The organism is Pyramidobacter porci (assembly GCF_009695745.1).
Classification (GTDB): Bacteria; Synergistota; Synergistia; order Synergistales; family Dethiosulfovibrionaceae; genus Pyramidobacter; species Pyramidobacter porci.
In genome coordinates this window covers 245647-261010 of the sequence record NZ_VUNH01000002.1, presented here as the reverse complement: position 1 = coordinate 261010, position 15364 = coordinate 245647, and the positions used below count along the sequence as shown (strand labels likewise).

Annotated in this window: 12 protein-coding genes; 8 read left to right on the top strand and 4 right to left on the bottom strand. The window is 61.1% G+C overall.

Features of this window, described 5'->3' with window-relative positions; translation table 11 throughout:
• The first annotated feature begins 86 nt into the window (after nucleotides 1-86).
• From FYJ74_RS03005 to hutH, 6 genes are all read left to right on the top strand, one after another.
• Complete coding sequence (locus FYJ74_RS03005; protein ID WP_154528125.1) at nucleotides 87-1172, top strand: M14 family metallopeptidase; 1086 nt, start codon at nucleotides 87-89, stop codon at nucleotides 1170-1172.
• A 168-nt stretch (nucleotides 1173-1340) separates the two neighbouring features.
• Nucleotides 1341-1964 (top strand): hypothetical protein, encoded by a 624-nt coding sequence (locus tag FYJ74_RS03000; RefSeq protein ID WP_154528124.1) that lies wholly within the window; start codon nucleotides 1341-1343, stop codon nucleotides 1962-1964.
• A 275-nt stretch (nucleotides 1965-2239) separates the two neighbouring features.
• The gene (locus FYJ74_RS02995) at nucleotides 2240-2995 is read left to right on the top strand and encodes an IclR family transcriptional regulator (protein ID WP_195838779.1); all 756 of its coding nucleotides are present in this window, start codon (nucleotides 2240-2242) and stop codon (nucleotides 2993-2995) included.
• A gap of 22 nt (nucleotides 2996-3017) precedes the next feature.
• On the top strand, nucleotides 3018-4268 hold the full coding sequence (hutI, locus tag FYJ74_RS02990; RefSeq protein ID WP_154528122.1) for an imidazolonepropionase: 1251 nt from the start codon (nucleotides 3018-3020) through the stop codon (nucleotides 4266-4268).
• Between the two features lie 220 nt (nucleotides 4269-4488).
• The gene (locus FYJ74_RS02985) at nucleotides 4489-6534 is read left to right on the top strand and encodes a urocanate hydratase (protein WP_154528121.1); all 2046 of its coding nucleotides are present in this window, start codon (nucleotides 4489-4491) and stop codon (nucleotides 6532-6534) included.
• A gap of 89 nt (nucleotides 6535-6623) precedes the next feature.
• On the top strand, nucleotides 6624-8162 hold the full coding sequence (gene hutH, locus FYJ74_RS02980; RefSeq protein ID WP_154528120.1) for a histidine ammonia-lyase: 1539 nt from the start codon (nucleotides 6624-6626) through the stop codon (nucleotides 8160-8162).
• 301 nt (nucleotides 8163-8463) lie between these two features.
• Here hutH and FYJ74_RS02975 read toward each other — a convergent pair whose 3' ends face one another.
• A complete protein-coding gene (locus tag FYJ74_RS02975) occupies nucleotides 8464-10407 on the bottom strand; it encodes a TRAP transporter permease (protein ID WP_154528119.1) in 1944 nt (647 codons plus the stop codon).
• Nucleotides 10408-10521: 114 nt separating this feature from the next.
• The gene (locus FYJ74_RS02970) at nucleotides 10522-11469 is read right to left on the bottom strand and encodes a TAXI family TRAP transporter solute-binding subunit (protein ID WP_154528118.1); all 948 of its coding nucleotides are present in this window, start codon (nucleotides 11467-11469) and stop codon (nucleotides 10522-10524) included.
• Between the two features lie 240 nt (nucleotides 11470-11709).
• On the opposite strand from FYJ74_RS02970, the gene FYJ74_RS02965 reads away from it, so the two are divergent.
• A complete protein-coding gene (locus FYJ74_RS02965) occupies nucleotides 11710-12498 on the top strand; it encodes an IclR family transcriptional regulator (RefSeq protein WP_154528117.1) in 789 nt (262 codons plus the stop codon).
• A gap of 326 nt (nucleotides 12499-12824) precedes the next feature.
• Here the strand turns inward: FYJ74_RS02965 and FYJ74_RS02960 are convergent, their stop codons facing one another.
• The gene (locus tag FYJ74_RS02960; protein WP_154528116.1) at nucleotides 12825-13496 is read right to left on the bottom strand and encodes a GntR family transcriptional regulator; all 672 of its coding nucleotides are present in this window, start codon (nucleotides 13494-13496) and stop codon (nucleotides 12825-12827) included.
• Nucleotides 13497-13689: 193 nt separating this feature from the next.
• Nucleotides 13690-14889: an FprA family A-type flavoprotein gene (locus FYJ74_RS02955; protein WP_154528115.1), complete on the bottom strand. Its 1200-nt coding sequence runs from the start codon at nucleotides 14887-14889 to the stop codon at nucleotides 13690-13692.
• A gap of 98 nt (nucleotides 14890-14987) precedes the next feature.
• Between FYJ74_RS02955 and FYJ74_RS02950 the strand changes: the two genes are divergently transcribed.
• Entirely contained in the window at nucleotides 14988-15362 is a 375-nt protein-coding gene (locus FYJ74_RS02950) for a hypothetical protein (protein ID WP_195838778.1), read from the top strand.
• The last annotated feature ends 2 nt before the right edge of the window (nucleotides 15363-15364 follow it).

Here is a 15364-nt window from a genome sequence, read left to right as displayed (position 1 = left end):
CATCATTCGCGTAAAAAAATCGCCACATTGGTATAATGTCTTTGGAAGAATCACGGCGCGGCGGAATCCGCGCGGAGGAGGATAAAATGACGTACGGGCGTTTTCGAAAAATCGCGGCGGGCGCGGGAATACTGGCGGTTCTTGCGCTGGGGAGCGTCGCGGCGCGGGCGGCTTTTCGGCTGGACGTGCGGCCGGGATACGGCGTGACCGGAATCAAATGGCTTTCCGACTACAATCCCAATCTCAGAGGCACCGATTACGACACGGCGGTCTACGTGATGGAGGGCAAGAAGCCGGGCGCGACGGCGCTGATCCTGGCGGGGGCGCATCCGCGTGAGATCGGCGGCGTGCTGACGGCGGAAGTTCTTCTCGAAAACGCGGAAGTTGAGCAGGGCAAACTGTTCGTCATCCCCTGCCTGAACGCCGCCGGCATGTCGGTGCCGGATGCGCTCGGGCAAGTCCCCCATCAGCTGCCGTTCGAAAGCCGCCAAGGCAGGCGCTGGCTGTATTACGGCGACCGGCGCATACCGCTGAAAAAAGGCGAGAGCGATCCCGAACATTTCCTTCACCCGCTCGGTTACGTTCACAAAGACGGCTCCGAATGGCGCAACGTCAACCGCAATTATCCCGGCCTCGCCGACGGAACGCCTGCGCAGATGGTGACGTTCGGCGTCATGGAGCTGATCCGCCGCGAAAAACCCGCCTCCTGTCTGGACATGCACGAAGCGACCGCGCCGGAGGAAGTGTTCGATCCCCGCGACGGCAAAAAACATCCCGGCGGCTCGCTCTCCTACTCTCTGATCACTCATCCGAAATACCTCGAGCCATGCATCGAGATGATCCTGGAGCTCGAAGAGCGAGGCGTTTCTCTCAAGCCCGAACAATCCGTCCCCGGCTTTCGGGGCATCTCCCACTACGAAATCGGCGAAGGGACTCCCTGCGTCCCGTTTCTCAGCGAAACGCCCAATCCGGCGATGAACGAGCATGCGGTCGGCGCCGATCCGCTTCGCGACGCCAGACATCCAATCGAAGAGCGCGTCGGCATCATGATGGAGGTGTTGCGGGTCTGGTTCGAAAAGTTTCCCGAACTGACCGGCGCGCCGCTGGCGGTGAACGGCCTGCCCTCCCAAAAGCAAATCGAGGCGCAGGGCGTGGGCGCGTGGCTGCAATGACGAAAACGCAGTCGTGAAGGCGAAACGGCGCGCCCGCAGACGGATTTGGGCCGCTTGCCGAGATCTTTCGCCCGTGTTATATTCTTTGTGATTTTAAAACGTGGTCCGACGGAAGCCGGAAGGGGGCTTCGGGCGTCGAGACGAGAGCGACGAAAGGAGCGAATGAAGATGAAAAAGTTTGCACGCGCGATGGCGGCTTGGGCGCTGATTGTCTGCGCCGCGGCCCCAGCCGGGGCGAAAACGCTGGATCCCGGCGCGGCGGAACTGAAAAAGATGAGCACTTTCCTGAGCAATTTCACCGAGCTGGGCTACTACGGTTTCGATGTGGGCGAAGACGGCAGCGACGGCCTGCTGCACATGAAAAGCGAAGAGGGGCTGGCCGAGCTGATCCGTTTCGGCGTCTGGCACAATTACGTGAACAACTTCAAAAGCCGCGTCAAACGCTGCGCCGACAAAAACTGCCCGTACGGCTCGCTGACGATCGACGGAAAATTCGTGGCCGAGACGGTGAAAAAGTATTTCGACATCGATCTGAAAAATCGCAACGTGGAGGGTTCCGACTTCCATTACGACGGAAAAGTCTACCACTTCGAGGGCGCCGACGGCGAGTCCGTCTATTACGCGCAGGTGAAAGAAGTCTTCGAAGAAGCCGGGATGCTGCGCATGACCGGCGACATCTACAACGTCGAGGACGAGAGCGACCGCCCCGCCACGTTCGAGGCCTGGGTCACGCCCAAGACCAAACAGCGGAACCGCTATACGATCCTGTCGCTGGAGACGCAGTGGAAGTGATTTTTTTCGGAAAAACTAAACGAGGGAAGCTCTTTCGCGCCGCAGCGCGGAGGAACTTCCCTCATTTTAATGCAAAAAATCCCGCCGGCATCGGGCCGGCCGGTCTCGTTCGAATGCTACGGACCTGTGCCATTGAGCCGTTGCGCGCCAAATTATCGGCGCCGAATGAAGAAAATCTAAGTTTCTCTTTTTTCTCGATTGACAAGGGATATTTTTTTAGTATAGTTATATTAAGCAATTTTTAAGACGAGTCGTCCCACTTTTGGAGGTTCATGATGGATTCGACAGGACAGCAGAGCAAGAACGGCGCCGTGGGCAAAGTCATTCGCCTGATGGAAGCGCTGGTGCGCTCCGAACGGGTAATGAGCGTGCGCGACCTGGCCGCGGTGACGGGCGTTCCACGCAGCACGGCGCATCGTTTTCTGACGGCGCTGGAATCCTACGGCTGGGCGGTTCAGGACGCCGAAAGCGGCGCCTACCGCGCCGGACTCCGTTTCTTCCTGCTCAATCATCGCCCCGTGCTCTTCGAGGCGCTGGTGAGCTGCGCCAGAGAGCCGATGCGGCGGCTCGTGGAACGCACGGGCAAAACTGCGATCCTGAGCGTGATCGAGGGCGCGGGCGGCCTGTGCGTCCACACCGAAGAGCCGGAGATCGCCGTCAAGTTCGTGGCGCGCGAGGGCATGAGCGTGCCGCTCTGCGCCGGCGCCACGGGTTTGGTGCTGCTGGCGTTCTGCGAGGCGAGCCTGCGCGAGCGGATCCTGGCCTCGCCGCTGAAAATGCCCGACGGCTCGGCGGCCGACGCGCCGCGGCTGCGCGAGCGCGTCGCCGAGATCCGGCGCCTAGGTTACGCCCACTCGCGCGAAGAGTGGATGGCCAGCGCCGAGGATCTGAGCGTGCCGCTGTACGACCGCCGCGGCCATTTTGTGGCGCAGCTGGGCATCGCCGGCGTGGCGGGAACGTTCGGGAACTGGGAAGCCGATCTGCTGCCGGCGCTGAAAGACGCGGCGGCGCAGATCGCTTCGTTGATGTAACGATTCAAAAGGAGGCGAAGGGATGGGCGGAAAACTGTTTTACAACGCGGCGATCACCACGCCGCTGATGGGCGGCGCGCCTGCGGCGGGGGCCGCGCAGGGGCGCGTCGCGTCGTGGGAGAAGGGCGCGCTGTTCGTCGAGGGCGGTTTGGTCGCCGCCGTCGGCGGCGAGGCGGAAGTGCGCGCGGCGCTCGCCGCGAAGGACGCGGAGATCGAAGAGGAGCGCGACTGCGAAGGCGCGGCGATGATCCCCGGCTTCGTCGATCCGCACACGCACATCTGCTTTGCGGCGCGGCGTGAAAAGGAATTCACGATGCGCCTGCAGGGCAAAACGTATCTGGAGATCCTCGGCGCGGGCGGCGGCATCCTTTCCAGCGTCAACGCCGTCAAGGCGGCCAGCGAGGAGGAACTGTTCGAGACCACGCGCGAGAACGTGCTCTCGGCCCTGAACTTCGGCACCACGACCATGGAAGTGAAGAGCGGCTACGGTCTGGACACCGCCGAAGAACTGAAAATGCTGCGCGTGATCGCCCGCCTCGGCGAGGAGACGCCGCTGGACATCGTGCCCACGTTCATGGGCGCTCACGCCGTGCCCGCGGAATACAAGGGACGCGCCGACGATTTCGTCGATATTCTCGTCGACGAAATGCTGCCCGCCGTCAAAAAACAGGGCATCGCGCGCTACTGCGACGTGTTCTGCGAGACGGGCGTATATACCGTGCCGCAGAGCCGCCGCATCCTCGAAGCGGCGCGCAAGCTGGGCATGAAGCTGCGCATCCACGCCGACGAAGTCGACGACACGCAGGGCGCGGGGCTGGCGGCGGAACTTCGCGTCGCCTCGGCCGAGCACCTGCTGGCGGCCAACGAAAAGAATCTCAAAGCCATGGCGGCGGCCGGCGTCATCGCCGACGTACTGCCCGCCACGGCGTACAGCCTGCGCAAGCCCTACGCCGACGCGCGCCGCATGATCGAACTGGGCGTGCCCGTGGCGCTGGCCAGCGACTGCAACCCGGGATCCTGCTTCTGCGAGTCGATGCCCTTCGTCTTCGGCCTGGCGGTGATGAACATGAACATGACCGTGGAAGAGGCGCTGACCGGCTGCACGCTCAACGCCGCCTGGGCCGTCGGCCTGCAGGACAAAGTCGGCAGCCTGGAGACCGGCAAACAGGCCGATTTCCTGCTGCTCGACGGCGATTCGCCGACAATCCTTGCCTATCACGCCGGCGTCAGCCCCGTCATGGAAGTGTACAAAAAAGGCGTCTACGTCGCGTAAAGACGCATCACAAGCTCTCGCAAAGACGCGGAAAAATAAAAATTTCTCGGCCGCCGCGCGGCAGGTGGATTGTCTTTGTTTGTCGCAAAACGTTCGTTCGCTTAATGGAAGCCCGTGAAGAAATACCCCGGCGGGACGCGGCTCATCGGAAAAGGATTTTTTCTCCGCTGCTCCGCTTCTCCGCGGAAGATCTTGTTTAACAAAAAGGAGAGAAAAACACATGCAGGAGAATTTGCTCAACGGTGAAGCCATGGTTATCAAACTGGACGAGGTTCTGCCCGAATATCCCGAATTCGCGGCGGGAATCCGCCGCGCGCCCGACCGCGGCTGGACGCTTTCGCAGTCCGAGACGGAGCTGGCGCTGCGCAACGCGCTGCGCTACGTGCCCGAGAAGTATCACGAGCAGCTGATCCCCGAGTTCATGGAAGAGCTGCGCACGCGCGGCCGCATCTACGCCTACCGCTTCCGCCCCGCCGGCCGCATCTGGGGCCGCCCCATCGAAACCTACGAGGGCAAGTGCCTGGCCGGCAAAGCCTTTCAGGTGATGATGGACAACAATCTCGACTTCGAGACCGCGCTCTATCCCTACGAACTCGTCACCTACGGCGAGACGGGGCAGGTGTGCCAGAACTGGCTGCAGTACCGCCTGATCCAGAAGTATCTGCGCGAGCTGACCGACGACACCACGCTGGTGCTCGAAAGCGGCCATCCCGTGGGACTGTTCGCCTCGCATCCCGGCGCGCCGCGCGTGATCCTCACCAACGGCCTGCTCGTCGGCCTGTTCGACAATCAGAAGGACTGGCACCGCGCCATGCAGCTGGGAGTCAGCAACTACGGCCAGATGACCGCCGGCGGCTGGATGTACATCGGGCCGCAGGGCATCGTGCACGGCACGTTCAACACCGTGCTCAACGCCGCACGCCTCAAGTTCGGCGTCGGGCCGCGCGATAATCTGGCCGGCATCCTTTACGTGACGTCGGGACTGGGCGGCATGAGCGGCGCTCAGCCCAAGGCCATCGAGATCGCCGGCGGCGTCGGCATCGTCGCCGAAGTCGATTATTCCCGCATCGAGACCCGCCATCGCCAGGGCTGGGTCAGCGAGATCACCGACAGCGCCGAAAAAGCCTTCCGGATGGCTCAGGAAGCGCTGGACGCCAAAAAGCCGCTTTCGATCGCCTATTACGGCAACGTCGTCACGCTGCTCGAGTACGCCGAAAGCCATCGCGTCGCAATCCAGCTGCTTTCGGACCAGACTTCGTGCCACGCCGTTTACGAGGGCGGGTACTGCCCCGCGGATCTGACCTTCGAAGAGCGCACGAAAATGCTGCACGAGGATCCCGAAGAGTTCCGCAGGCACGTCGACGCCAGCCTGCGCCGTCATTTCAACGTGATCAAGAAACTGGTGGACCGCGGTTCCTATTTCTTCGACTACGGCAACAGCTTCATGCGCGCCATCTTCGACGCCGGCGTCGCCGAGATCGCCAAAAACGGCAAAGATACCTACGACGGCTTCATCTGGCCCAGCTACGTCGAAGACATCATGGGCCCCCATCTGTTCGACTACGGCTACGGTCCCTTCCGCTGGTGCTGCCTGAGCGGCAGACACGAAGACCTGCGCGCCACCGACGAGGCCGCCATGGCCTGCATCGATCCCGACCGCCGCAGCCAGGACTACGACAACTGGGTCTGGATCCGCGACGCCGAGAAGAACAATCTCGTCGTCGGCACGCAGTGCCGCATCCTCTATCAGGACGCCGAAGGCCGCACCAACATCGCCCTGGCGTTCAACAAGCTCGTGCGCGAGGGCAAGATCGGCCCCGTCATGCTGGGGCGCGACCACCACGACGTTTCCGGCACCGACGGCCCCTTCCGCGAAACGGCCAACGTCAAGGACGGCAGCAACATCTGCGCCGACATGGCAACCAACACCTTCGCCGGCAACGCCGCCCGCGGTATGACGCTCTGCGCGCTGCACAACGGCGGCGGCGTGGGCATCGGCAAGTGCATCAACGGCGGCTTCGGCCTGCTGCTCGACGGGCGTCCCGAGACCGACGCGATCATCAGGTCGGCGATGATGTGGGACGTGCTCGGCGGCGTCGCGCGCCGCGCCTGGGCCCGCTGCGAACACGCCGAAGAGGTCAGCCGCGAAGTGAACGTCAAGTACCCCGGCAAGTACCACATCACGCTGCCGTATCACGTCGACGGCGACTCGGTGAGCCGCGCGGCTGCGGCGGCCTGCGCCATGAGAGAACATCACGAAGCCTAGGCGCTTTTCGAAAAAAACGGAACGTTAACGAAGGAGCCGCCGCGAAATTCGCGGCGGCCCCCCAAACCAAACAATCAGGAGTGATCGCCATGAATCGCGCCAATCCCGTCGTCCTCACCGGTCGTAACCTGACCCTCGAACAGCTGATCAACGTCTCGCGCTGCGGCGCTCCGGTGAAACTTTCCGCAGAGGCCGTCGGCCAGATCAACCGGGCGTCCGCCCTGATCGAGAACTGGGTCGCCGGCAACCGCATCGTTTACGGCGTGACGACGGGATTCGGCGATCTCGCCACCGTCAAGGTGGACGCCGCGCGCACCCGCCTGCTTCAGGAAAACCTGATCCGCAGCCACGCCGTCGGCGTCGGCGAGCCTCTGCCCGTCGACGTGGTGCGCGCCGTGATGCTGCTGCGCCTCAACGGCCTGCTCTGCGGCCATTCCGGCATCACGCTGGAAACGCTGTCGCAGCTCGTCAACTTCCTCAACCTCGATATCACGCCCATGGTTCCCGAGCAGGGATCCGTCGGCGCGTCGGGCGACCTCTGTCCGCTCTCGCACATCGCCGCCGCCATGCTCGGCGAAGGCGACGTGTTCCATCAGGGACGGCGCATGACCGCGCTCGAGGCCATGAAGCTGACGGGGCTCAAACCCGTGTCCCTGCATCCCAAGGAAGGGCTGGCGCTCAACAACGGCACCGCGGCGCTCACCGGCCTCGGCGCGCTGGCGCTGTACGACGCACTGAAACTCGAAAAGAACGCCGACATCGTCGGCGCTCTCTCGCTGGAAGCGCTTCACGGCGTGCCCTACGCCTTCGACGCCCGCACCCACGCGCTGCGCCCCCACAGCGGCCAGATCGCCGTGGCGCAGAACATCCGCCGTCTCATCGAAGGCAGCGAGATCATCGACAAGTACAAAGGCTCCCGCGTGCAGGACGCCTATTCGCTGCGCTGCATGCCCCAGGTGCACGGCGCCAGCCGCGACGCGCTCGACTACGTGAAATCGAAGATCGAGATCGAGATGAACTCCGTCACCGACAACCCGCTGATCTTCCCCGACGACGAAACGGCGCTCAGCGGCGGCAATTTCCACGGCCAGCCCATCGCGCTCGCCATGGATTTCTTCGCCATCGCCGTCTCCGAATTCGGCAGCATCTCCGAGCGTCGCAGCGCCCGCATGGTGGACAAAAGCCTCTCCAACGGCCTGCCGCCCTTCCTGATCAACGACAGCGGCGTCAACAGCGGCTTCATGATCACCCAGTACACTCAAGCTGCCGTGGCCTCGGAGAACAAGACGCTGGCCCATCCCGCCTGCGTCGACTCCATCCCCACCTCCGCCAATCAGGAAGACCACGTCTCCATGGGCTATTGGGCCTCGCTCAAGGCGGCGCGCGTGCTGCGCAACGTGGAAAAGATCCTCGGCATCGAAGCCATGGCCGCCTGCCAGGGCGTCGGCTTCTCGCTGCCGCTCAGTCTCGGCCGCGGCACGAAAGCGGCTTACGAAGCCTTTCGCGCCCAGATCCCCTTTCTCGAAAAAGACCGCTTCATCCATCCGTTCATGACCCAGTCCATCGATTTCGTCCGCAGCGGCGCGCTGATTGAAGCCGTCGAAAGCGCGATCGGGGAATTGAACTGATTTTCCGACAAGATCATCGCTCAAGACACAAAAGAAATGATTTATACAACAAGGCTCGCCGAAATCAACTCGGCGAGCCTTGTGTGTTATATCAATTCTTAATTAATACTATTTTTTGCTCTTGGGAAATCTCATATCTCAAGGCCATTTGCCATCACCTCATACACAGGATAACACTCATGATAACATGTTAGTTCTTTTATCAAGAGGTAGTATCACGTAGGACAACAACGCGCCGAAAACTCAGAGAAAACGAGCCCAAAGTTTGTTCTTCCGTTCTTCCGACTTTTCCTCTGCGGTCTTATTCGGACACAGCGCGCGCGGCCCGCTTTTTGCTCGCCAGCCAGAGCAGAACCAGAATCGCCAGGCCCACCGCGTCGCTCAGCGTGCCGGGATAAAGCAGGGCCAGAGAGCCGGCCAGCGCCAGAAGGCGTTCATACCAGCGCAGCGGCGCCATGAAGAAGTTCTCGGTGAAGCAGGACAGCAGGAACACGCCCACCACGGCGGAAACCATCGCCTGGAACGTGACGAACCAGTTCGTGACGTTGGTCAGCAGGATCTCGGGAGCCAGCACGAAGATGAACGGCACGATAAACCCCGGCAGAGCCAGCTTGACGCCGGTCAAGGCCGTCCGGTTGGGGTCAGCGTTGGCCAGGCCGGCAGCCGTGTAGGCTCCTACGCAGACCGGCGGCGTCACCGACGAGAGAACGGCGTAAAAAAACACGAACATGTGCGCATCCAGACCTTTTACGCCGAGCAGAGTCAAGGCGGGGGCCGCCACAGCGCTGGCCATGACGTAGCTCGCCGTCGTCGGCATGCCCATGCCGAGCAGCGTCGCGATCAGCAGCGTCACGCACATGGTCAGGACCAAATGTCCCCGCGTCAGCGCCAGCACGGCATCGCCGATGCGCAGGGCCACGCCCGTGGCGCCCATCATGCCGATGACGTTGCCGACGATGATGCAAGCCATGGCGACCGAAAGGGCGCCCAGCGAGCCGTCTTTCAGCGTGTTGACGAACGTCGTCAGGTCCATGCGGTCGGACTTCTTCACAAAGCTCAGCAGCACGCAGCAGCCGATGCCCCAGCAGCCGGAATAAAGCGGGTTGTACCCCTTGACCAGGAAGTAGACGATCACGAACAGAGGGATCGCTTTGTAGCCGCTTGTGACCAGGACTTCTCCGGCCCGGGGAAGCGTCTCCTTCGGCAGCCCCTTCAGGCCGAGGCGCGAGGCCTCGAGGCTGAGCGAACACCAGATGCCCCAGAAGTACAGCAGAGCGGGAACGATCGCGCAGAGCAGAACCTGAGTGTAGGGAATGTTCAGCGTATCGGCGATGATGAACGCCGCGGCCCCCATGACGGGAGGCATGATCTGCCCGCCGGTGGAGGCGGCCGCTTCGACGGCGCCGGCAAAGTGCGGCTCGTAGCCGATGCTTTTCATCAGAGGGATCGTGAAAGCGCCCGTCGTCGCCACGTTGGCCGACGTGCTGCCGCTGATCGTGCCCATCAAAGCGCTGGAGAGCACGGAGATCTTGGCGGGGCCGCCCTTCAGATGCCCTGTCAGGGCCATGGAGATGTCGTTGAAGAAATCCGACGTCTTCGTGGACGTCAAAAAGGCGCCGAAGAGCACGAACAGGTAAATGTACGTGGCCGAAACGCCCGTCACCAAACCGAAGAGGCCGTCCGTCGTCAGATAAAGTTCTTCGATGATGCGCGGGACCGACAGGCCGAAGTGTTGAATGGGACCGGGCATCGAGCGCCCGAAGTAGGCGAACAGCAAAAACAAAAAGCAGAAGATCGGCAGCGGCCAGCCGAGCACGCGCCGCCCGGCGATAAACACCAGTGCGGTGAAAACGCCGCCGAGCCAGAGCTCGTAGCCGTAAACTTCACCGGCGCGAGTGGCGATGCTTTCATACGCGACGAACACGTAAAGAGCGCAGGCGCCCGACGCGATCGCAAAAATCCAGTCAAGAGCCGTGGCGCGGTCGCGCGGCGATCTTTTCGCGGCCGGGTAAAGCAGAAAAATCATGGGAAGAATGAAAGCGACGTGAAAACTGCGCTGCCGCATCGTCGGCAACACGCCGAAAAAAGCGGTGTAAAGCTGAAAGACCGCCAATGCGACAGCCAGGACCGTGATCAGCGCCCCCACCGCTCCCGTGAGGGTACGGCGTTTGCCCGGTTTCTTCCGAAGCTGCCGAGCCTGAACGTTGGCGTCGGCAACGCTCTGGGCTGAAATGCGAGTCGTCATCGAGAAAGATCCCCCTCGTCTCAAAAACACATATTTTACAAAAGGCCAAGGACCGCGCGAAAACAGGGAGAGCCGGCAGGACTCTCCCTGTTCGATTTCGCCGCAAGGCCGTCTTTACTTGATCAGACCGATCTCCTTGTAATACTTGAGCGCGCCGGGATGAATCTCCATGGCGCAGCCGTCGAGGGCGTGCTCGCGGCCGAAGTTGGAGAAATACGCAGGAAGGCGCTTTTTCAGCTCCTCCTGTCCCTCGAACATGGCCTTGACCGTCTTGTACACGACGTCCTCGCTCACTTTTTCGTCGGACAGCAGCACGCCAATGGCCGCGATCGTGTTGACGTCGTCGGGGTGCTTGTCGTAAGTGCCGCCGGGGATGGTGGCAAGAGCAAAATAAGGATGCTCCTTGACGATCTGCTGACGCTTGTCATCATCGATGGACAACAGGCGCACGCCGCCGGCAATCATGTCGGTGACCTGGGCGTTGGGCGCGGTCGTGGTCCAGAAGTTGCCCTGAACTTCGCCGGTCTTCAGGGCTTCGGCGCTCTCGGTCTTGCCGTAACGGTTGATCGTCACGTCTTCGTCCTTGATGCCGTAGGCGTTCAGAATGATGCGGGTATACGTCTCGATTCCCTGCCCGATGGCGCCGTAATCGATGCGCTTGCCGCGAAAATCGGCGACGCTTTTCATATCTTCGCCGCTGACCAGGACATGACACGGCATCGGATAGATGGCGGCGACGAAGCGGATGCTTTTCATGGGCGCCTTGAAGGGGCCGGAGCCGTTCAAAGCCTCGTCGACCGTGGCGGACTGACACATGCCGAACTCCATGTCGCCTTTCGCCAGGCCGTTGACGTTCTTTGTGGAACCGCCGGTCACCGCCGTGTAGTTGACGTCGTTTTTGGCCGCGTTGCCGATCTGGGCGATCGTGTTGCCGATCAGATAGAAACCGCCGCCCACGCTGCTCGTGCCGATGCGGGCGAAGTCGACCGCCAAACCGGCCGACGCCGTCAGCCCCAGGAACGCTGCCGCCGCACAAACGTTTTTCACTGTCTTGCGAATCATAACCGCTGCCTCCTCAATGTATTGACATTTTCTTAAACAAACCGACACTGCATTTTTATATGATGAAAGCAACTTTTACTAAGCGGACATAATTATGAAGTACCTTTTCCCCTTTGTCAATGATCAATGCTTCCTTGTTACGCAATGGACTTCCATATCATGAAATAAAATGATAAAATTTTCGTAATTCCGATGGGTCCTTGAAAGTCCATACTTTCACTCAAAAAAGCGAGGGGAAAAATGTCTGCCCAATCAGTCAACGGAGTTTCATCGATAAGAAAATGTCTGTCAGTGCTCGACTGCTTTTCCGAGGACGCCCCGCAGCTTTCGCTGACCGCCGTCACGGGAAAAACCGGTTTTTCCATGCCCACCACGCTGCGAATCCTTTCGGCGCTGTGCGCGGAGGGTTTTCTCGAGCGAGATGCCAATCGTCTCTACCGCGTGAGCTGGAAAGCCTATCGCCTCGGCAAGCTCTTTCAGGCGCACGACTCCATCAAAAACGCCGTGCTGCCGGTCATGCGGCGGCTGCGCGACGTATTCGGCGAAACAGTCAGCCTCTATTACAAACATGACATCTGGCGTGTCTGCGTCGAGCAGGCGGTCAGCCTTCACGAGCTGAAGCGCATTTCTCACCCCGGCTCCTATTATCCGCTCTGGGCCGGCGCCACCGCGAAGATTTTTCTTGGCTCCATGACGTCCGACGAGATCCGACGCGTTTACGCGGAGGCCCCGCAGGACAGAAAGGAACGCTGGGATCAGTTTCTCGGCGAAGTCGGCGAAGCGCGGCAACGCGGTTACGCCGTCAGTCTGGCCGAACGCGAGGAAGGCACGTCGTCCATTGCCTGCCCGCTCTTCGACTTCACGGGCAGACTCGCAGCCTGCCTGTGCATCTCCGGCCCCAGCTTCCGCTTCACCGACGAGATCAAGGCAAAAGTCGCTCCCGTTATCGTCAGGGAATGCCGCGAACTTTCCCGTTCCTTCGGCGCGCCCGATTTGCCCTTCGGGGCGCTTCCCAAAGCCCGGGGCTGACGCCGGGAGCGCTATTTCCGTCTCCACGCAGTACGGGGCGACAGCTTTTGAAGCCGTGCTTGACGCGCTCGGCCGATGCCGCCCTGAGTGAAGTCTCCCCGCCCCGCCTCATCCCCAATTTCCCGACCGTCGCCAAGATTTTTCCGCTTTAGATTCGTTCGCGCGGTTTGTCAATCGACCGCAAACAAAAGATCCTTCCGCGAGGAGCTCGCTCGGAAGGATCGGCAGGCGGTGCCGGAAGTCGCTTCATATCGTTTCACTATAAAAGCTTGAGCTCCCTCGGAGCGCTGACCATACTCCGTTCATGAGCTCCATTGAGAATCCGCTCACTTGTCGGGGCGGTAAGCTTTGTCCAGCATGTAGCTTTCGATGCGGTTCTCTCCCAACGCCGCCAAATCGCCGCTTCTCAGATTTTCCACGATGTTGGTGTGAAACGCGAGGATGCTGTCCAGATCCTCGAGACCGACGTTGTGGATCATGTACTGGAACAGGCGCGAATAAGTCTTCTTCAGGAGCTCGGAAGTCCAGGTCAGTCCCGAAATCTCGTGGATATAGAAGTGGAAGCGGCACTCCAGATCGAAGAAATCCAGCTGTCCTTCCTGAAGGTTTTTCTCGAAGGCCGCGCGGATATCACGATAATCGTCGATACACTTCATCAAATGCTTGTAATGTTCGTCGTTCAGCAGATGGTTTTTCACGATCCGAGAATAGACTTTCGACTCGAGCAGCACGCGCACATCGTAGATCTCCCCCACGTCGGCATTGGTATACTGCAACACCAAGGCGCCGCGCCGCGGCAGAGTTTTGACGATGCCGTAGGACTCGAGGATCTTCAGCGCTTCGCGCACCGGCGAGCGGCTTACCTTGAGTTCTTCGGCCACGTCGTTCTCGCGGATGAACGAGCCGGGCTGGAAGCGGTTTCTCACCAGCAGCTGACGGTGCAAATAACGCGTCACTTCCTCGGTAACGGACTGGGGAATTGCAGACTGGTACGACATTTTATCATCTCCTCGGAGAAAACAATCTCACGGCAAGAAATTTTTTCTTGCCGCAAAGAACGGCGCCCAAGCCTCGATAAAGCGCTTTGCAATGACAAAGAAAAACTCGGGACGAAGCGTCATCCTGCGGAGGCTTCGTCCCGAGTTCTACGTTCTCCTGCCGGACGGTGGAACGCGTAAAATTCTGCCGACGTTATTCTGCTCGAATCCGACGCGCCATCTCCGCGCCCACCCCGCGCAGGGCGGCTTCGTCGGCTTCGGTGGGGCAGCTTTTCACTTCCACGACGTTCTCGATCAGGTCCCAGCCGGGCTTGTCGGCCAGCGCCTGCAGCGGCTTGAGCTCGGCGCCCTTGCTCCAGCTGTAGCAGCCGGCGATTGCGAGCACGCGGCCGCTGATCTTGCAGTTGTCGATCTTCTCCACCACGGGCATCATGGCGGGGAACATGCCCATGTTGTAGCAGCAGCTCAGCAGCGCCAGGCCGCGGCTGCGCCACGCGTCGCGGATGATCCAGCTCAGGTCGGCCGTGCCGGCGTCGTAGACTTTGACGTCCGCCACGCCGCCGCGGCACAGGCCGTCGGCGACGCACTCGGCCATACGGGCGGTGTTGCCGTACATGGAGCCGTAGACGATCACGGCGCTCTGCGTCGTCTCCTGGCGGCTCATGCCGTCGTACAGCTTCACGGCGCGCGCCACGCCTTCGCCGCGGTGGACGGGGCCGTGGGAGGGGCAGATCATCTTGATCGGCAGCGCGGCGGCTTTCTTGAGAGCGGCCTGCACGTTGACGCTGAAGCGTCCCACGATGGTGGCGTAATAGCGGCGCGCCTCGCTGGTGTAAACGTGCATGTCCAGCTCGTCGCCGAAGATGCCGCCGTTGAGCGCGCCGTAGCTGCCGAACGCGTCGCAGGTGAAGGCGATGCCGCTGGAGTTCTCGAAGGAGATCATCGTCTCGGGCCAGTGCACCATCGGGATCGTCGCGAAGGTCAGGCTGTGCGCGCCCAGTTCCAGCGTCTCGCCGTCCTTCACTTCCTTCGTGGCGAGCGAAGTCCCGTAAAACTGGCCGATCAGGGTCAGCGCCTGTTTGTCGGCGACGACGGTGATGTTGGGGTACACCTGGCGCAGCATGCGGATGGCGCTGGAATGGTCGGGCTCGACGTGATTGACGATCAAATAGTCCACGGGACGGGCGCCGACGATGCTCTGGATGCGCTCGAGGTATTCGCCGAAGAACTCGCCCTTGACACCGTCGATCAGCGCCACTTTTTCATCGTCGATCAGATAGGAATTGTAGGAGACGCCGTAGGGCAGCGACCACAGATTTTCAAAGAGCGGCGTCTTGCGGTCGTTGACGCCGACCCACCAGATTTTGTCCGAGACAGAAATCGCCTTCAACATGAGAAAACCTCCCGATTTCAGAGTGTACTTCGACGCGCCGTCGGCACGAAACGATGGATATATGAAAACTATACTATTATACGATTCCGCGTCGGGACATGCAAGGCGGGCGAAAGGCGTTCCGCTCCCGGCGCGCCCGGCGCGAAGAGCGTTTCTTCGCCGCGCAGACGGGTTTCGAGAACGAGATCGTCGATCTCTGCGCCCGCGGCCGCGGCAAAGAGGCCGTGCAGCGCGTCACCGAATACACTTGTGCGAACATGGACGAGCTGTGCGAGGGCTGGTGGAGCTTCGCCTTCGAGCTGATCGGAAAGCACCACGACGGCAGCGTGATGACGCCGCGGGGAGCGATGACCACGCCCGGCTATTCGACCGAGTGGCTGGAAAAGGTCGATTTCGGCGCGATGTCGGAACGCGACCTGAAAAAACTGGGCGGCCAAAAGCTCAGCGGCCCGTTCTCGGGCATTTCGCTGTAATA